Origin of the sequence: Psychrobacter sp. 2Y5 (genome assembly GCF_051847375.1) — a bacterium.
Classification (GTDB): domain Bacteria; phylum Pseudomonadota; class Gammaproteobacteria; order Pseudomonadales; family Moraxellaceae; genus Psychrobacter.
Window position 1 is genome coordinate 170997 of record NZ_JBPYDA010000006.1, and the last position, 14237, is coordinate 185233.

Consider the following 14237-nt stretch of genomic DNA (forward strand, 5'->3'; position numbering starts at 1 on the left):
GGCTATAAGCCTCAACACTGCATCCTTGACTATCCTTGTGTTGATGAGCCTATTATATACTGGCTTAGCAGCGCTAACTAGACGCCAAAAGCCCTATTTTCTGTACGCTTATGCTTACAGAGGATTTGAGTCATCTATTTATATAATCTGAAAATGCTTATACCGGTTTTGCCGCTCGATCTTCTAGCGTTTTATTGTTTTCTTCGGCGTGTTGTTGCGAGACTTTTTGTCCCTCTTCTTTACCTTCTTCGATCTTATGATTGGTCTCTTGAATGTCTTCTGCATCGGTAGTAGGCGCGTTTTGTTCCTGTTTACTAGCTTCCTGCGGTTCATATTGTAGGGTCGTCATCACTGGAAAATGGTCGGAGCCAATAGATGGCATTCGACTGATATCAACTAGCGTAAAACAAGCACTATGAAAAATATGATCTAGCGCCCAACGCAAAAAGGGATATTTGACGTGAAAGGTATTGATAAAGTGACGACCAATACGCGGATCAAGTAAGCCTGAGATACGCTGAAAACGGCGCGTGGTTTTTGACCATGCTACATCGTTGAGATCTCCTGCTAATATAGCAGTTTGCTCATGCTCTTTGATATGCTTGCCAACCATCAGCAGCTCCGCATCGCGCGTGGTCGATTTATCCGCTTCGGTAGGACTTGGTGGCATGGGATGTAAACAATATAGCCAAATAACCCGACCACTTGGTAAGCGTAATTGGCTATGGATAGAGGGAATATCATCGATAATCAGATACTTAACTTCAGGATCTATCAGCTCAAGCTTTGAGTACAAGTGCATGCCATATAAGTTGTCTAAAGGAACTTTGACCGTATAAGGATAGTCAGGCTCTATCTGCTCAAGCGCTCGCTCCCACTGCTTATCTGTCTCTAAGGCGATCAGAATATCGGGGGTTTTGTCGTTTACCAAATCGACTAAATCTTGCTTTTGCTCATTAGGCGTTAATACATTGGAGACCATGATTTTGATCTGATGCTCAGCGAGCTCTGGGTCATCGGTGGCGTTTTGTACTTCTTTTTTCCATAACTGCGTATAAGGAAGCACCATTCTTAGCTGATAAGCTAAAGTCAGACTCAAGGCCAAAAACAATAGCCACTGACCTATCTGCCACTCGGAGTAGAATAAAATCATCGCCGCCCAAGCGACGACTCCTAACACCATAATCTGGATGCGCGGAAACTCGACTACTCGGACCCACCAATTATCAAGGGGCATCCAGCCCCAAATGGTTACAAAGGTGATAAACCCTGCTAACCATTGCGCGCCGTAATACAGTAAAGAGATATCCATAATATAGGTAACCATTTATTAAAATGAGGGCTAAGCCAGGAGTAAAGTCTGATTTAGAAACAATACTTATGATTAGTGCTTATAATTATTCAAAGTTATCATAGTCATTTTTCAAGCTTACTTTAGCATCTCGTTAAGCGGATAAATATTATAAAACGTTACTGTTTAAAGCTCATTAATAATAGAGATGTTGAAGTAGAAGAAATTTATCGAAAAATCTTGCTTTTTTGTTCTATTCCCGGCATTGTTACGGGTTGTCCTTGTCACAAACTATGTCACAAACCATCGTACAAGAGGAAGGCATTTCATGAGTAATTTAACAGTAGGTTTAGTAGGCTGGCGCGGTATGGTCGGCTCAGTGCTGATTGAGCGTATGCGCGAAGAAAAAGACTTCACTGGTATCACCCCAGTGTTTTTCTCAACCAGTAATAGCGGCGGCGATGCGCCAAGCTTTGATGGTATTAGCCCAAGTAAACTCAAAGATGCTCATGATATTAATTCCTTAGCGGACTGCGACGTGATTATTACCTGCCAAGGCGGCGACTATACCCAAAAGGTGCACCAGCCCCTGCGTGATAGCGGCTGGGAGGGTTATTGGATTGATGCCGCGAGCACCCTGCGTATGGATGAGGATAGCATCATTATTTTAGATCCGGTTAATCGTAACGTCATTGACAATGCTTTAGCTAATGGCAAAAAAGACTTTATCGGTGGTAACTGTACGGTATCACTTATGCTAATGGCTATCGGTGAGCTGTTCAATAGAGGCTGGGTGGAATGGGTCAGCGCGATGACTTATCAAGCGGCAAGCGGCTCTGGCGCTAACAATATGCGCGAACTTATCAATGGTATGGGTATATTACAAGATGCGGTCAAAGCTGAGCTCTCTGATCCTGCTAGTGCCATTTTAGATATCGATAAAAAGATCGCCGAGACTCAGCGCTCAGCTGATTTTCCTCAGCAGTATTTTGGTGTACCACTAGCTGGTAGTTTGATTCCTTATATCGATGCGCAAATGGAAAATAAACAATCAAGAGAAGAGTGGAAAGGCGGCGTTGAAACCAATAAAATCCTTGGTAACGATGTACAGAGCAATATCCCTATCGATGGGATGTGTGTTCGTATTGGTGCTATGCGCTGCCATGCTCAAGGCTTGACTATTAAACTTAAAAAAGACATCCCGCTAAGTGAGATCGAAGAAGCACTAAAAAATAGCGATAATAAATGGCTAGATGTGGTCGAAGATACCAAAGAAGCCACCGTTGAGCGTCTAACGCCGGTAGCCGTGACAGGGACTTTAACAGTGGCCTTAGGACGCCTGCGCAAACTGAACATGGGTCCTGAATACTTAGGTGCCTTTACCGTCGGCGATCAGCTATTATGGGGCGCAGCAGAGCCTTTACGCCGGATGCTTAACATCATTCGTGAGCAAAACAGCTAACTTAAAAACGAGTATTTCAATTACATTTATTTGTAGAATAAAAAAGACAGCATTTGCTGTCTTTTTTATTGCCCCGTGTATTTGGCAACGAGGCTTCTCTTAAGCGTATAGAAATAACGATCGCACAAAAAATCGCTAATAATGATATAATTAGCGCCATTTTCATAGCTCAGATAGCGATTATCATATGCAATTTACTTTACACAAAACTGCTAGCGGCGAGACTCGTGCTCGTCGCGGTACCGTTCATCTTAATCATGGCGAGGTACAAACTCCTGCCTTTATGCCTGTTGGCACTTACGGTACGGTCAAAGGTATGCTACCGCGCGATATTGAGGCCATTGGCGCAGATATCATATTAGGCAATACCTTTCACCTCTGGTTACGTCCGGGTACTGATATCATCGATCAGTTTGGCGGTCTGCATAAATTTATGCATTGGGATAAGCCTATCTTGACCGATTCTGGTGGCTTTCAGGTCTTTAGCCTTGGCGCAATGCGCAAGATTACCGAAGAAGGGGTAAATTTTAAGTCGCCTATTGATGGTGCTAAAGTATTCTTGTCTCCTGAAAAGTCGATGCAAATTCAGTATAGCTTGAATTCTGACATCGTTATGCAGTTCGATGAGTGTACGCCTTATCCGGCGACTCACGCTGAAGCTAAAAAGTCTCTAGAGCTCTCGCTGCGTTGGGGTCAGCGCTGTCTTGATGAGCATCAAAAACTTGGCAGTACTAATGCGCTCTTTGGTATCGTGCAAGGCAGTATGTACGCCGATTTGCGTCAGCAGTCGCTTGAGGGCTTACTTGAGATTGGCTTTGATGGTTATGCTATCGGCGGTCTCTCTGTAGGGGAACCTAAAGAAGAGATGATGGCAGTGTTAGATTACCTACCTGATGATATGCCAGCAAACAAACCGCGCTATCTGATGGGCGTGGGTAAACCTGAAGATCTAGTCGAAGGCGTGCGCCGCGGCGTCGATATGTTTGACTGCGTCATGCCGACTCGTAATGCGCGTAATGGCCATTATTTCGTTACTGGTGATGCCGATAATGCTGGTGTGGTACGCATTCGTAACAGCCAATACCGTACAGATGAAGGTCCACTAGATCCTGAGTGTGACTGCTATACCTGTCAGAACTTTAGCCGTGCTTATCTTTATCATCTCAATAAATGCAAAGAAATGTTAGGCGCGCAGCTCGCAACTATTCATAACTTACGCTACTATCAGCGTTTGATGCAAGGCGTTAGAGACGCGATTGAGCAAGATAATTTTGATGAGTTTGTTAGCGAGTTTTATAGCAAGCGCGGACAACAAGTGCCTGAACTAACCCTACACTAAGCTAAATGGCTCTTAATAAAACGCACCTAGTTTTATTAATACTTATGTTAATACCAAAAGAGCCAGTCGCTAATATTAGCGACTGGCTCTTTTTATAACTTTTAGCTGCTGATAACCTTAGTAGATCTGATCATCTGGCAACTGACTCATCGGAATGTCAGGATGCTTTCTCAAATGTAAGATAGCAGCGAGCAAACCACCCCATATTAGTACCATTGAGATAATCATAAAAATGATTGCTGAAGTTGTCATAATAAATTCCTCTTAGAATATTTATTGCCTGCTTATATCGTCTTATGATGCATCATCAAGAACGCGTGACTTATCATCTTCTGCGTCATGGATGCCTTTCATACGACTCAATATAAATGCGCCTAATCCAAAGAACACCACTACGCCCCAACCAAATAATAATAGGATAGTCGCCGAGTACCCTTCATAAGGCTCTTGTACTAAATCGATGAGTTTTAATCCCAAAGCAATGGTCAGTACCGTTGGTGTAATAACGGTTAGCATAAATACCCAAGCGCCGCCGAGTTTGACACTAGAGATACGGTTGATATGCTCTAATAAACCAGGGATCTTATGGCGGTTAAACCAAGTGACCCAAACAATGGACATGAGACCACCCGCTACGATACCGATGTTATTGGCAAAGTGATCGATGACATCGACTAAGACTAGCGAGCTACCGGTTGAGAATGCACAGATAGAGATTACTGCACAGACTCCGCCAATAATCGCTACTGCCTTTCTACGTGACCAAGCGAACTTGTCCTGAAAAGCTGAAATAGGCACCTCTAAAATACTGATCAAGGAGCTAATACCCGCTACTACTAAAGAGCCAAAGAATAAGAAACCAACAAGATCGCCACTAGCGCCCATGGTAGAGATAATTTTCGGGAACACGAAGAAGGCTAGTCCAACGCCGCCGCTAGCGACTTCACTAACGTCTTGACCCGTTGACATCGCCATAAAACCAATAGCGGCAAAGATACCAATACCAGCGATAAGCTCAAATGAAGAGTTGGCAAAACCGACCACTAAACCTGCGCCTGTTAAGTTGGTATTTCTCTTAAGGTATGAGGCATAAGTCACCATAATACCAAAACCTACTGATAGCGAGAAAAACACGTGACCATAAGCGGCAAGCCAAACGTTAGGATCGCTCATTCTAGTCCAATTCGGCTCAAAAAACGCATTTAAACCGATAGTAGCACCCGGCAAGTTGATCGCTTTAAAGACCATAATACCAAAGAGCACGATAAGTAATGGCAGACAAATTTTGTTAGCCAGCTCGACGCCTTTACGAATACCGCCAAACATAATCAGCATGGCCAAGGCCCAAACAATCACTAGACCTGTGAACATCTGCGGTACAAAAACTGAAGTCAGCTCTCCGGTATGCTGTACAAAATCGCTGACAAAAAAGTTGGTCGTATCCTCTCCCCACTTTTGCCCAAACGAGAAGACCATATAACTACCCGCCCAAACGATAACGGCCGCGTAATAAATAGCAATGACAAAAGACACTAACGTCTGCCACCACCCTACAAACTGGGCAGAAGGTACCATTTTTTTATAAGCACGAGGTGCGGCAGCGCGGTATTTATGACCGATGATATAATCTAGAAATAATAAAGGAATACCTGCGGTTAATAAGGCGATGAGATAAGGCACCATAAAGGCCCCACCACCATTATCATAAGCCACATAAGGAAAGCGCCATATATTTCCTAATCCCACTGCTGAACCGACAGCTGCTAGAATGAATCCAGTTCTACTGGACCAATTTTCCCTTTGCTGTGCCATATAACACTCCTAAAATTCACTGGTACTCTCTTTAAACGCCTCAAACAATACACTCTAAAACGATGAGATAATCAAAGAGACTACCAGTCAGCTATTGGTTAAAATAAGTTACTAAAACCTTACTACATATGATTGGAAAGTTTCTGCTAATCGACAGCAAATGTCAAGCAATGATAAACACAAAAAGCCATAACTTATCGTTATGGCTTTTTAAGTGGTAAAAATTATACTGTGTAGACTTGAATTAGGAGTACTGAATATCTAGAGTTAACTCTTAGCGCACGACTCCGCGTTTGCTATGTTGTAAGGAGTCAATGAGCAGCTGGATTTTTGGCTCTTTAGGGAGCAGCTCATTTTGTAAAACCTCAAGCGCTTGCACAGTGGTGAGACCAGATCTAAAAACAATACGATAGGCTTGACGTAAGACATCAATAGTCTGTTTCGACCAGTCTTTGCGGCGCATGCCTTCTATATTTAGACCATGAGCGCCCGCTGGATTACCCGACACCATCGTAAAAGCCGCGACGTCTTTTAAAATAAGGCTCGCTCCGCCTACTAAGCTGTAGTCATCAACCCGGCAGAACTGATGTATACCCGAATTACCACCGATGATAGTATGATCGCCGATGGTCACGTGTCCGGCAATGCCAACATTATTAGCTAACACATTGTGACTACCAATAGTGCAATCATGAGCGATATGAGTGTTGACCATCAATAGATTATGACTGCCAATTTTGGTGATAGTAGCGTCTTGCGCCGTACCGCGGTGCAGGCTACAAGCCTCACGAATAGTGTTATGATCGCCAATCTCAAGCCAAGTACGCTCACCGGCATATTTGAGATCTTGTGGGTCCTCGCCTATGCTAGCAAACTGATAAAACTGATTGTGCTGTCCTATACGCGTCAACTTAGCCACTACCACATGACGATGCAAAATCGTGTGAGCGCCGATAGACACTTCATCACCAACGATACAATACGGTCCTATAACCGCCGTTTCATCAATAGTTGCAGAAGGTGAGATGAGTGCTGTAGGGTGAATCTGGCTCATAGTACAGGCCTTAGTATCATCTAATTCAATGGAATAATAAAAATAGCTAACTCTGACTTGTCAGGGTTATTTTTCTTGACGAGCAATCATAATTTGCGCACTGACGGCGAGTTGCTGCTCAACGTGGACCGTACAATCAAACTTGTAGATGCCTTGCTTTTGCATCATTATCTTAGAGCGAATAATAAGCTGATCTCCTGGAATCACTTGGCGTTTGAAGCGCACCTTATCTACTCCTGCAAACAGGTATAGATAGCCATCCTCAGAGGTCAGACCGGCACTAATAAACCCTAAAACCCCAGACACCTGCGCCATACACTCTACCATCAACACCCCAGGCATAATAGGCGCGTCAGGGAAATGACCATTAAAAAACTCTTCGTTGATAGTGACGTTTTTTATACCCGTGATCCACTCTCCAGGCTTACAGGCCGTAATCCGATCTACTAGCATAAAAGGATAACGGTGCGGCAAATAATGCTTCAAATCATGATAAGTCAGCGGTAAAGTCAAACCGTTTGCTGCTAACTTATCGATATTTTCATCCGTTAATTTATCGAAATCAATGGCACTCATAATGGGCTTCCTTGCGCTACTCGCAATTAAAATACAAATTAGAAACGTTCACTTCTAAAAATAGTTATCTTTAAAAACAATCACTTTTATCAGCAATCACTTTTAAATATTCATTCTTAAATAGTGGTTTTAGCTGTAACATTTAACTTAAAGGTATCAATTTAATCATTACCCATTTGGCGAAAACGTACCGCCGCCCGTCGCCATTTAGCTGTTGGCATCGCTGCTGTGCCAGACGAGTATGAGCCTGAGGTTTTAATCGATTTAGTCACCATAGTCATGCCAGATAAAGTCACATCATCAGCAATCTCAATATGACCGGTGATACCGACAGCGCCGCCAACGATACAGCGCTTACCAAGACGAGTACTGCCAGCGATGCCGGTATGAGCAGCAATAGCAGACCCAGCACCGATATGAACATTGTGGGCTATCTGTACCAAATTATCGATAATCACGTGATTGCCTATCACCGTATCATCGATAGCGCCGCGATCGATACAGGTATTGCTCCCTATCCGAACCTGATCACCAATGATCACTCGCCCTAGCTGAACAATGCGCTCCCAGCCACTGTCACTAGGATCTTTAGTTGGAGCAAAGCCAAAGCCCTCAGCCCCTATACTAGCGCCGGCATGTACTCTGACATGATGACCTATGATGCAGTCATGACCGACGACCACTTGTGATTTAAAGTGACAATGCTCACCAACGCAAGTGTTCGCTCCAATGATCACATGAGCATCAAGACAACTGCCTGCGCCTATCTGTGCGCGCTCATCAACCACACAAAAAGGCCCTATACTGACCCCTTCACCGATGATAGCACTATCAGCAATGACCGCTGTCTGGTGTATGGTTGCTGTCGCAGGCTTGGTTTCAAATAGCTGAGTACTACTAGCATAGGCTAAATAAGGGTTAGCAACCACTAAAGCGATCGTCGGTGCGGTGACAGCCTCAGCATGCGCTTCGCTAACTAATACTACTCTAGCTTGACTCGTTGCAAGATAAGAGAGGTATTTTGGGTCAGTCAAAAAGCTAAGCTGCGAGCTAGTCGCAGTAGCCAAACTCCCGACACCGCTAACTTCAAAATCAAGTTGCTCAGGACTGAGCGCCGCCTTATTCAGTACGGGTTGGCGCTGCTCAATTTGAGTAATGAGATGCTCAATCGTAGTCATAGTCAGTAACACTGCTAACAATATATTAAAAATAGACACTAAGCTAAGGCATGCTAAAAGCTTGGCTTAATAATCCGTTCTACCCTTTCGTTTAAGAGCTGGCATGTGAGCCAGCTCTAAATAAAGCAGTTATGGTAGCGACTTAGAACGTACTACCAATTTGGAACTGGACTTTTTCAGTTTCATCACCTTCTTTATCGCCAATAGGTACCGCATAGCTAATAGAGATAGGTCCGATAGGCGTGTACCAAGTCACGCCAGCACCAGCACTAAAACGTAGATCGTTGTCCTGCTTTAATAATGGAATATCAATAGGATTACCATCTTTATCTACAGGACGCTTGCCACTTATAGGATCAACAAAGTTACGATCTTCTCTGTCGGTAGTATCAAAGACTTGTCCGCCTTCTGCGAATAATACCGGACGCACTTGATCTGCCCAGTCGCCTTTGAACGGTAAGGGTAGAATTAGTTCCGCACCGAAGCTCGCTAGCGCATTACCACCGACTTCTTCGTCTCTAATACGATCAAAACCCTCGACGGCATCGTAATAAGCTTTAGATCTAGGGCCTAAGCTTGAGGCCTCATAACCCCGTACTGAGCCATAGCCGCCAGCATAAAAGTTCTCATAAAAAGGCAGGTCATTACCATAACCAAGCTTAGTATAACCACGTGCTATCACATCTTTATAGACCGGATAATAGACGTTACCGCGATAGATGGCTTTTTGATAATTCGCATCACCTAAGCCGATAGTCGCGTCCACACTGTGGCTCATACCACGAGTTGGAAAGACTGGACGATCTAAAGTGCTATAGTCCCAGCCAAGTAGTAAATTATAAGTCGTATAGTCGTTTTTAAAGCCTGTACGATCGGTTGGGTTACCTGCATTATCTTTGAAAACTGAAGCGCTGCCGCCATCATTAAGAATCTGATCGACGTTGGACACACCAAGGAAGCGCCCACCGCGTACTGAGGTATTATCCACGTTGATACCGGCGCTCACGCGCTTAGTTTCATCAACAGGATAACTATAATTTAAAGTAGCGCCGTAAGAGTCAGTAACATAGTTGCTGACGTTTCTATCATCGTATTTGGTCTCGCGGTAATAAGCACTAACCCCTTGTGAGACGCCGTTTTCAGTGAAATAGGGATCGGTATATCCTAAGCTATAAGAATCGCGCGTCTCTGAACGCGAGAGCGCCGCATTGACTCGGTTACCCGTACCCATAAAGTTGTTTTGGGTCAGATCTAACTGAAAGGTAATACCGCCACTTTGCGAATAACCAGCAGCAATAGTTGAGCTGCCTGAAGGTTGCTCTTCAACGGTATAGTTTACGTCGACCTGATCTGGCTGATTAGGCACTGACTTAACATCAACGTTGACGGTCTTAAAAAAACCGGTACGCAGTAAACGGGTACGCGATAGCTGAATTTTTTCGTTAGAGGCCAGTGAGCCTTCTAACTGACGCATCTCTCGGCGCAGTACTTCGTCTTGGGTTTTTATGTTGCCGTTAAAATTAATACGGCGCACATAAATAGGTCTTACCGGATCGATATAATAGTCAACATCAACGATTTTAGTGTCGTCATTGATACGCGGTACAGGGCGAATTTGCGCTAGATAATACCCTTCGTTGCCATAGCGGTTTTTGAGCGCGGCGGTAGTCGCATCGAGCTTCGCTTGTGAGTACTGCTCATCAGCATTAAAAGTCACAAGCTCACCTAGCTCATTGACATCGAATTTGGGCTCACCTAAAAAGCTAATATCGCCGAACTGATACTGATCGCCTTCGGTTAAGCTGACTTCAATAAAAACACTTTTTTTATCTTCGCTGATATTGAGTATCGCATTGTCGACGTTGAAGCGCACATAACCATCGTTTTGGTACAGCGCTTTTAGGTTTTCTAAACTCGCGGCTAGCTTTTCTTTGGCATAGCGGTCTGACTTAGAGATGATATTCGTCCACGAAGTTTCTTTTACTGCGAATACATCCTTAATCTCTTCATCACTAAAGTGCTTATTACCAATAACATTGATATCGACCACTTTGGCAGCTTTGCCTTCGATAAAGCGTACATCAAGCTTGACCCGATTACCATCGAGCAAAGTCTGATCCACTTCGATACTGCTGTTGTAATAGCCTTGGGAGATATACTGCTGCTGTAGCTCATTAGCGACACCTTGCAGCGTCGCTTGCTTGAGGACGTCGCCAACTGATAAGCCAGCATTTTCTAGGCCTTGCTCTAGGCCTTCTTTGGGAATGAGCTGGTTACCCTCAAAATTAACTTCGGCAATGACAGGGCGTTCAATGACATCAAAGGTCAGCTGATTGCCCTCAACACGGCTTTGGATGTTTGCGAAATTGTCGGTAGCATATAAAGCTTTAATACTAGCCGCTAAACTGGCATCGGTAACCGTATCACCAACGTTGATCGGCAACACTGGATAAAGACTAGCGGGAGTCAGGCGTTGTAATCCAGTGAAACCAATGTCAGTTGCCACAAAATCTGCCGCTTGTGCAGAAACACTCATCATTGCTACCACTAACGGCAACCCAGCCGCGCTCATAAGTAAAGGCGTACGCATAAATACTATCCGTCAATAAAAAACTTGCTTAAGTTAAGGTAAAAAGCATATTTTGTCTATCTCATTGAGACCTTGCCTGCGACTCGATAAGATAGAATTAGAACACTTTATATAAAACGCATCATAAAATAAACTAAAAGTTACGTTAAATAAAGCTTAGCTACTATGAGTATTGTTTATTTCTATTTGTATAATGTTAGGTACAATCCTGCGCAGGCGTTAGTGTAGCGCATTTGGCTCGACATGTCGCGCCGCGTTCGCTTAAAACAGCCGGCTAATATCATTACCAATCGCTAACACCATGAAACCTGCTAGCAAGAGTAGGCCTATATTTAAGCCGGCGATTTGCACCCCTTCTGGTAGAGGTTTGCCTCGTATTAGCTCGATAACGTAATAAACGATATGACCGCCATCCAATATCGGAATGGGTAATAAGTTCAATACCGCTAGGCTGAGGCTGATCAAAGCGGCTGTAGATAGCACCATCTCCCAGCTAATATCGAAGCTTTGCTTAGCGACCTTAGCAATGGTGATGGGACCGGATAAATTATCTAACCCTATCATACCTGAGAGCATTTTCCCCATCGAGCTGACTGTCATTACCGCTAATTGTTCGGTTTTCTCAAACGACTTTACTAGCGACTCACCGGGCCCGTAAACGACGGTGTTTTTGTAGACTTCAGGGATGACGATATCAGTCTTAGCAACCATCGCGCCAATCTGCCCATAGCGATTGCCTAAATTGTCTTTTTTACCTTGCGGCATGATCTGTAGCTGCAGCGAAGTACCATCACGCAGTACCGTAAAGTTGAGCAATACCTCTGGGCTATCACGTATGATACGCGTGGCACTGATCCAATCGTTGATAGCTGTGTCGTCGATAGCGGTAATCTGATCGCCAACCTGCATCCCCTGCAAACTAGCCGCACCATCAGAAGTTAGAGCGCCAATGACAGGTTCAATAGTCGGCTGCCACGGTAGCGTGCCAAAGCTGGTCAGCGCATCTTTGCCTTGCGCTTGCCCTTGCATAAAATTAGTCACTGGCGCTTGATAAATGGTTCGCTGAGCGCTTGCCGCCTCTGTTGCTTGCGATTGTAGCGTGACACTCACGTTATCGGTCTCGCCCATGCGACTGGCTAAGCGGTAGTTGATGTTTTCCCAAGTCTGCACTTCATGACCGTCGATAGCGACAATCTTCTCACCCGCTGGTAACTGCGCCATAGCGGCTGGCGTGTCGGGTAACACTTGCCCGATGTTAGTCGCTAGCTGCTCTGAGGGCGTCATAAATAACACCCAAAACAAAGCAATGGCGATGATGAAGTTCATGATAGGGCCAGCGGCGACGATAGCTATTTTCTTTAAGGGATGCTGACGATTAAAAGCCAAATGCTGCTCATGTTCAGCCACTTTACCTTCGCGCTCGTCAAGCATCTTGACATAGCCACCAAGCGGCAAAGCAGAAATTCGGTAGTCTATGCCGCTACGTTTACTCGTCCAACCAGTAAGCTTGGGCCCAAAACCAATAGAATAAGTCAACACTTTGACGCCGCACAGACGCGCGACGATATAATGCCCCCACTCGTGCAAAGCGATTAAGGGTCCTAGTACAAATATAGCGGCAAGCAGCGTTAATATAAAAGTCATAGGTGGATCTCAACTTAGGTATAGATTTGAGGCGAACTCAAACTATCTGGCCAATAAGCGTCTGCGTATAGCGACGAGCAGCCTCATCAATAGCTAAGATATCATCGATACTAGCATCGGCAGCTAAGGTAGCTACATCGACTTGGCTGAGCGCTTGCTCATTGATATCCGCTATGTCAGTCAAGCGCACCCGCTTTGCTAAAAATGCGGCAACCGCGATCTCATTAGCCGCATTCAACACAATAGTCGCCTGAGTCCCTGCCTGCATCGCTTGCCGTGCCAGGCGCAAACAAGCAAATTTTTGCAGGTCTGGAGCAATAAACTCCAAGGCATTTAGCGCAAATAAATCTAACGGCTGTGAGCCACTATCGATACGCTTAGGGTAACTGAGGGCATGGGCAATGGGCGTCTTCATATCCGGGCTACCCAGCTGGGCCAAGTAGCTACCATCGTTATATTCTACCATTGAGTGAATGATACTTTGCGGATGAATCACCACGTTTATCTTACTCTCCGGCAAATCAAACAAATAACAGGCTTCAATCAGCTCCAAGCCCTTGTTCATCATTGTCGCTGAATCGACAGATATTTTTTGACCCATCGACCAATTGGGATGTTTAACCGCCTCAGCGACTCCCGCTTGCTGCATATGTTCAAATGAATGATGTAAGAAGGGTCCGCCAGAAGCCGTCAACCAAAGCTTACGTACCCCGTGATAAGACTGATGGATCTGAGTACTATCCTGCTGAATAGTCGGCGGCAGACATTGAAATATGGCATTGTGCTCTGAGTCAATCGGCAGCAAAGTGGCATTGTGGGTTTTAACCAGCGAGATCATCACTTGCCCGGCCATGACTAATGCTTCTTTATTGGCTAATAAAATACGCTTGCCGGCACGTGCGGCTGCTAGCGTCGAGGCCAATCCCGCTGCGCCAACGATAGCTGCCACCACCGTATCTACTTGACTGTCTGCAGCGATATCATCAAGACCTGTAGCGCCGCCAACAACCTCAGTGTTGAGTCCTGCCTGCACAAGCTTCGCGGCAAATTCATCGATCTTATCTACAGGCACACAAACACGCGCAGGGTTGAACTGTCGGCACAGCTGTAGCAGTTTATCTAAGCGCTGATGACCGGATAAGGCGTAGACTTCAAAGTCGTCGCCATGCGCCGCTAAGATAGCTAAGGCGCTATCTCCGATAGAGCCAGTCGCGCCAAGTACAGCGATGCGTTGTCTGTTAGTCATAAGCTGCGGTGCCTATAGTGTTATTAAAAGTATTATTAAAATAAG

General features: G+C 44.9%; 11 protein-coding genes. 2 read left to right on the plus strand and 9 right to left on the minus strand.

Going from position 1 to position 14237, the window contains the following annotated elements; translation table 11 throughout:
• Positions 1–157 precede the first annotated feature (157 nt).
• On the minus strand, positions 158–1312 hold the full coding sequence (locus ACS8E3_RS08220) for an endonuclease/exonuclease/phosphatase family protein (protein ID WP_439243093.1): 1155 nt from the start codon (positions 1310–1312) through the stop codon (positions 158–160).
• A gap of 307 nt (positions 1313–1619) precedes the next feature.
• Here ACS8E3_RS08220 and asd point away from each other — a divergent pair, with 307 nt between their 5' ends.
• Complete coding sequence (gene asd, locus ACS8E3_RS08225) at positions 1620–2753, plus strand: aspartate-semialdehyde dehydrogenase (RefSeq protein WP_439243095.1); 1134 nt, start codon at positions 1620–1622, stop codon at positions 2751–2753.
• Between the two features lie 187 nt (positions 2754–2940).
• Positions 2941–4092, plus strand: a complete 1152-nt coding sequence (gene tgt, locus ACS8E3_RS08230; protein WP_439243097.1) for a tRNA guanosine(34) transglycosylase Tgt — start codon at positions 2941–2943, stop codon at positions 4090–4092.
• Between the two features lie 117 nt (positions 4093–4209).
• On the opposite strand, the gene ACS8E3_RS08235 is transcribed toward tgt, so the two are convergent.
• The 8 genes from ACS8E3_RS08235 to ispC form a co-directional block, all read right to left on the minus strand.
• A complete protein-coding gene (locus ACS8E3_RS08235; RefSeq protein ID WP_439243099.1) occupies positions 4210–4344 on the minus strand; it encodes a methionine/alanine import family NSS transporter small subunit in 135 nt (44 codons plus the stop codon).
• Positions 4345–4386: 42 nt separating this feature from the next.
• Complete coding sequence (locus tag ACS8E3_RS08240) at positions 4387–5904, minus strand: sodium-dependent transporter (protein ID WP_439243101.1); 1518 nt, start codon at positions 5902–5904, stop codon at positions 4387–4389.
• 274 nt (positions 5905–6178) lie between these two features.
• Positions 6179–6958: an acyl-ACP--UDP-N-acetylglucosamine O-acyltransferase gene (gene lpxA, locus ACS8E3_RS08245; protein ID WP_439243103.1), complete on the minus strand. Its 780-nt coding sequence runs from the start codon at positions 6956–6958 to the stop codon at positions 6179–6181.
• Between the two features lie 66 nt (positions 6959–7024).
• Entirely contained in the window at positions 7025–7534 is a 510-nt protein-coding gene (gene fabZ, locus ACS8E3_RS08250) for a 3-hydroxyacyl-ACP dehydratase FabZ (RefSeq protein WP_439243105.1), read from the minus strand.
• A 161-nt stretch (positions 7535–7695) separates the two neighbouring features.
• Positions 7696–8712 (minus strand): UDP-3-O-(3-hydroxymyristoyl)glucosamine N-acyltransferase, encoded by a 1017-nt coding sequence (lpxD, locus tag ACS8E3_RS08255; RefSeq protein WP_439243107.1) that lies wholly within the window; start codon positions 8710–8712, stop codon positions 7696–7698.
• 142 nt (positions 8713–8854) lie between these two features.
• Complete coding sequence (gene bamA, locus ACS8E3_RS08260; protein ID WP_439243109.1) at positions 8855–11302, minus strand: outer membrane protein assembly factor BamA; 2448 nt, start codon at positions 11300–11302, stop codon at positions 8855–8857.
• A 261-nt stretch (positions 11303–11563) separates the two neighbouring features.
• Positions 11564–12946: an RIP metalloprotease RseP gene (gene rseP, locus ACS8E3_RS08265; protein WP_439243111.1), complete on the minus strand. Its 1383-nt coding sequence runs from the start codon at positions 12944–12946 to the stop codon at positions 11564–11566.
• Between the two features lie 37 nt (positions 12947–12983).
• Positions 12984–14192 (minus strand): 1-deoxy-D-xylulose-5-phosphate reductoisomerase, encoded by a 1209-nt coding sequence (gene ispC / locus ACS8E3_RS08270; RefSeq protein WP_439243113.1) that lies wholly within the window; start codon positions 14190–14192, stop codon positions 12984–12986.
• Between the last annotated feature and the right edge of the window lie 45 nt (positions 14193–14237).

What these genes read in the sequence shown, in the direction of transcription:
- asd (WP_439243095.1), top strand. Translation starts at nt 1,620, where the DNA reads ATGAGTAATTTAACAGTAGGTTTAGTAGGCTGGCGCGGTATGGTCGGC.
- lpxA (WP_439243103.1), bottom strand. Translation starts at nt 6,958, where the DNA reads ATGAGCCAGATTCACCCTACAGCACTCATCTCACCTTCTGCAACTATT.
- ACS8E3_RS08235 (WP_439243099.1), bottom strand. Translation starts at nt 4,344, where the DNA reads ATGACAACTTCAGCAATCATTTTTATGATTATCTCAATGGTACTAATA.
- lpxD (WP_439243107.1), bottom strand. Translation starts at nt 8,712, where the DNA reads ATGACTACGATTGAGCATCTCATTACTCAAATTGAGCAGCGCCAACCC.
- ACS8E3_RS08240 (WP_439243101.1), bottom strand. Translation starts at nt 5,904, where the DNA reads ATGGCACAGCAAAGGGAAAATTGGTCCAGTAGAACTGGATTCATTCTA.
- fabZ (WP_439243105.1), bottom strand. Translation starts at nt 7,534, where the DNA reads ATGAGTGCCATTGATTTCGATAAATTAACGGATGAAAATATCGATAAG.
- rseP (WP_439243111.1), bottom strand. Translation starts at nt 12,946, where the DNA reads ATGACTTTTATATTAACGCTGCTTGCCGCTATATTTGTACTAGGACCC.
- ispC (WP_439243113.1), bottom strand. Translation starts at nt 14,192, where the DNA reads ATGACTAACAGACAACGCATCGCTGTACTTGGCGCGACTGGCTCTATC.
- bamA (WP_439243109.1), bottom strand. Translation starts at nt 11,302, where the DNA reads ATGCGTACGCCTTTACTTATGAGCGCGGCTGGGTTGCCGTTAGTGGTA.
- tgt (WP_439243097.1), top strand. Translation starts at nt 2,941, where the DNA reads ATGCAATTTACTTTACACAAAACTGCTAGCGGCGAGACTCGTGCTCGT.
- ACS8E3_RS08220 (WP_439243093.1), bottom strand. Translation starts at nt 1,312, where the DNA reads ATGGATATCTCTTTACTGTATTACGGCGCGCAATGGTTAGCAGGGTTT.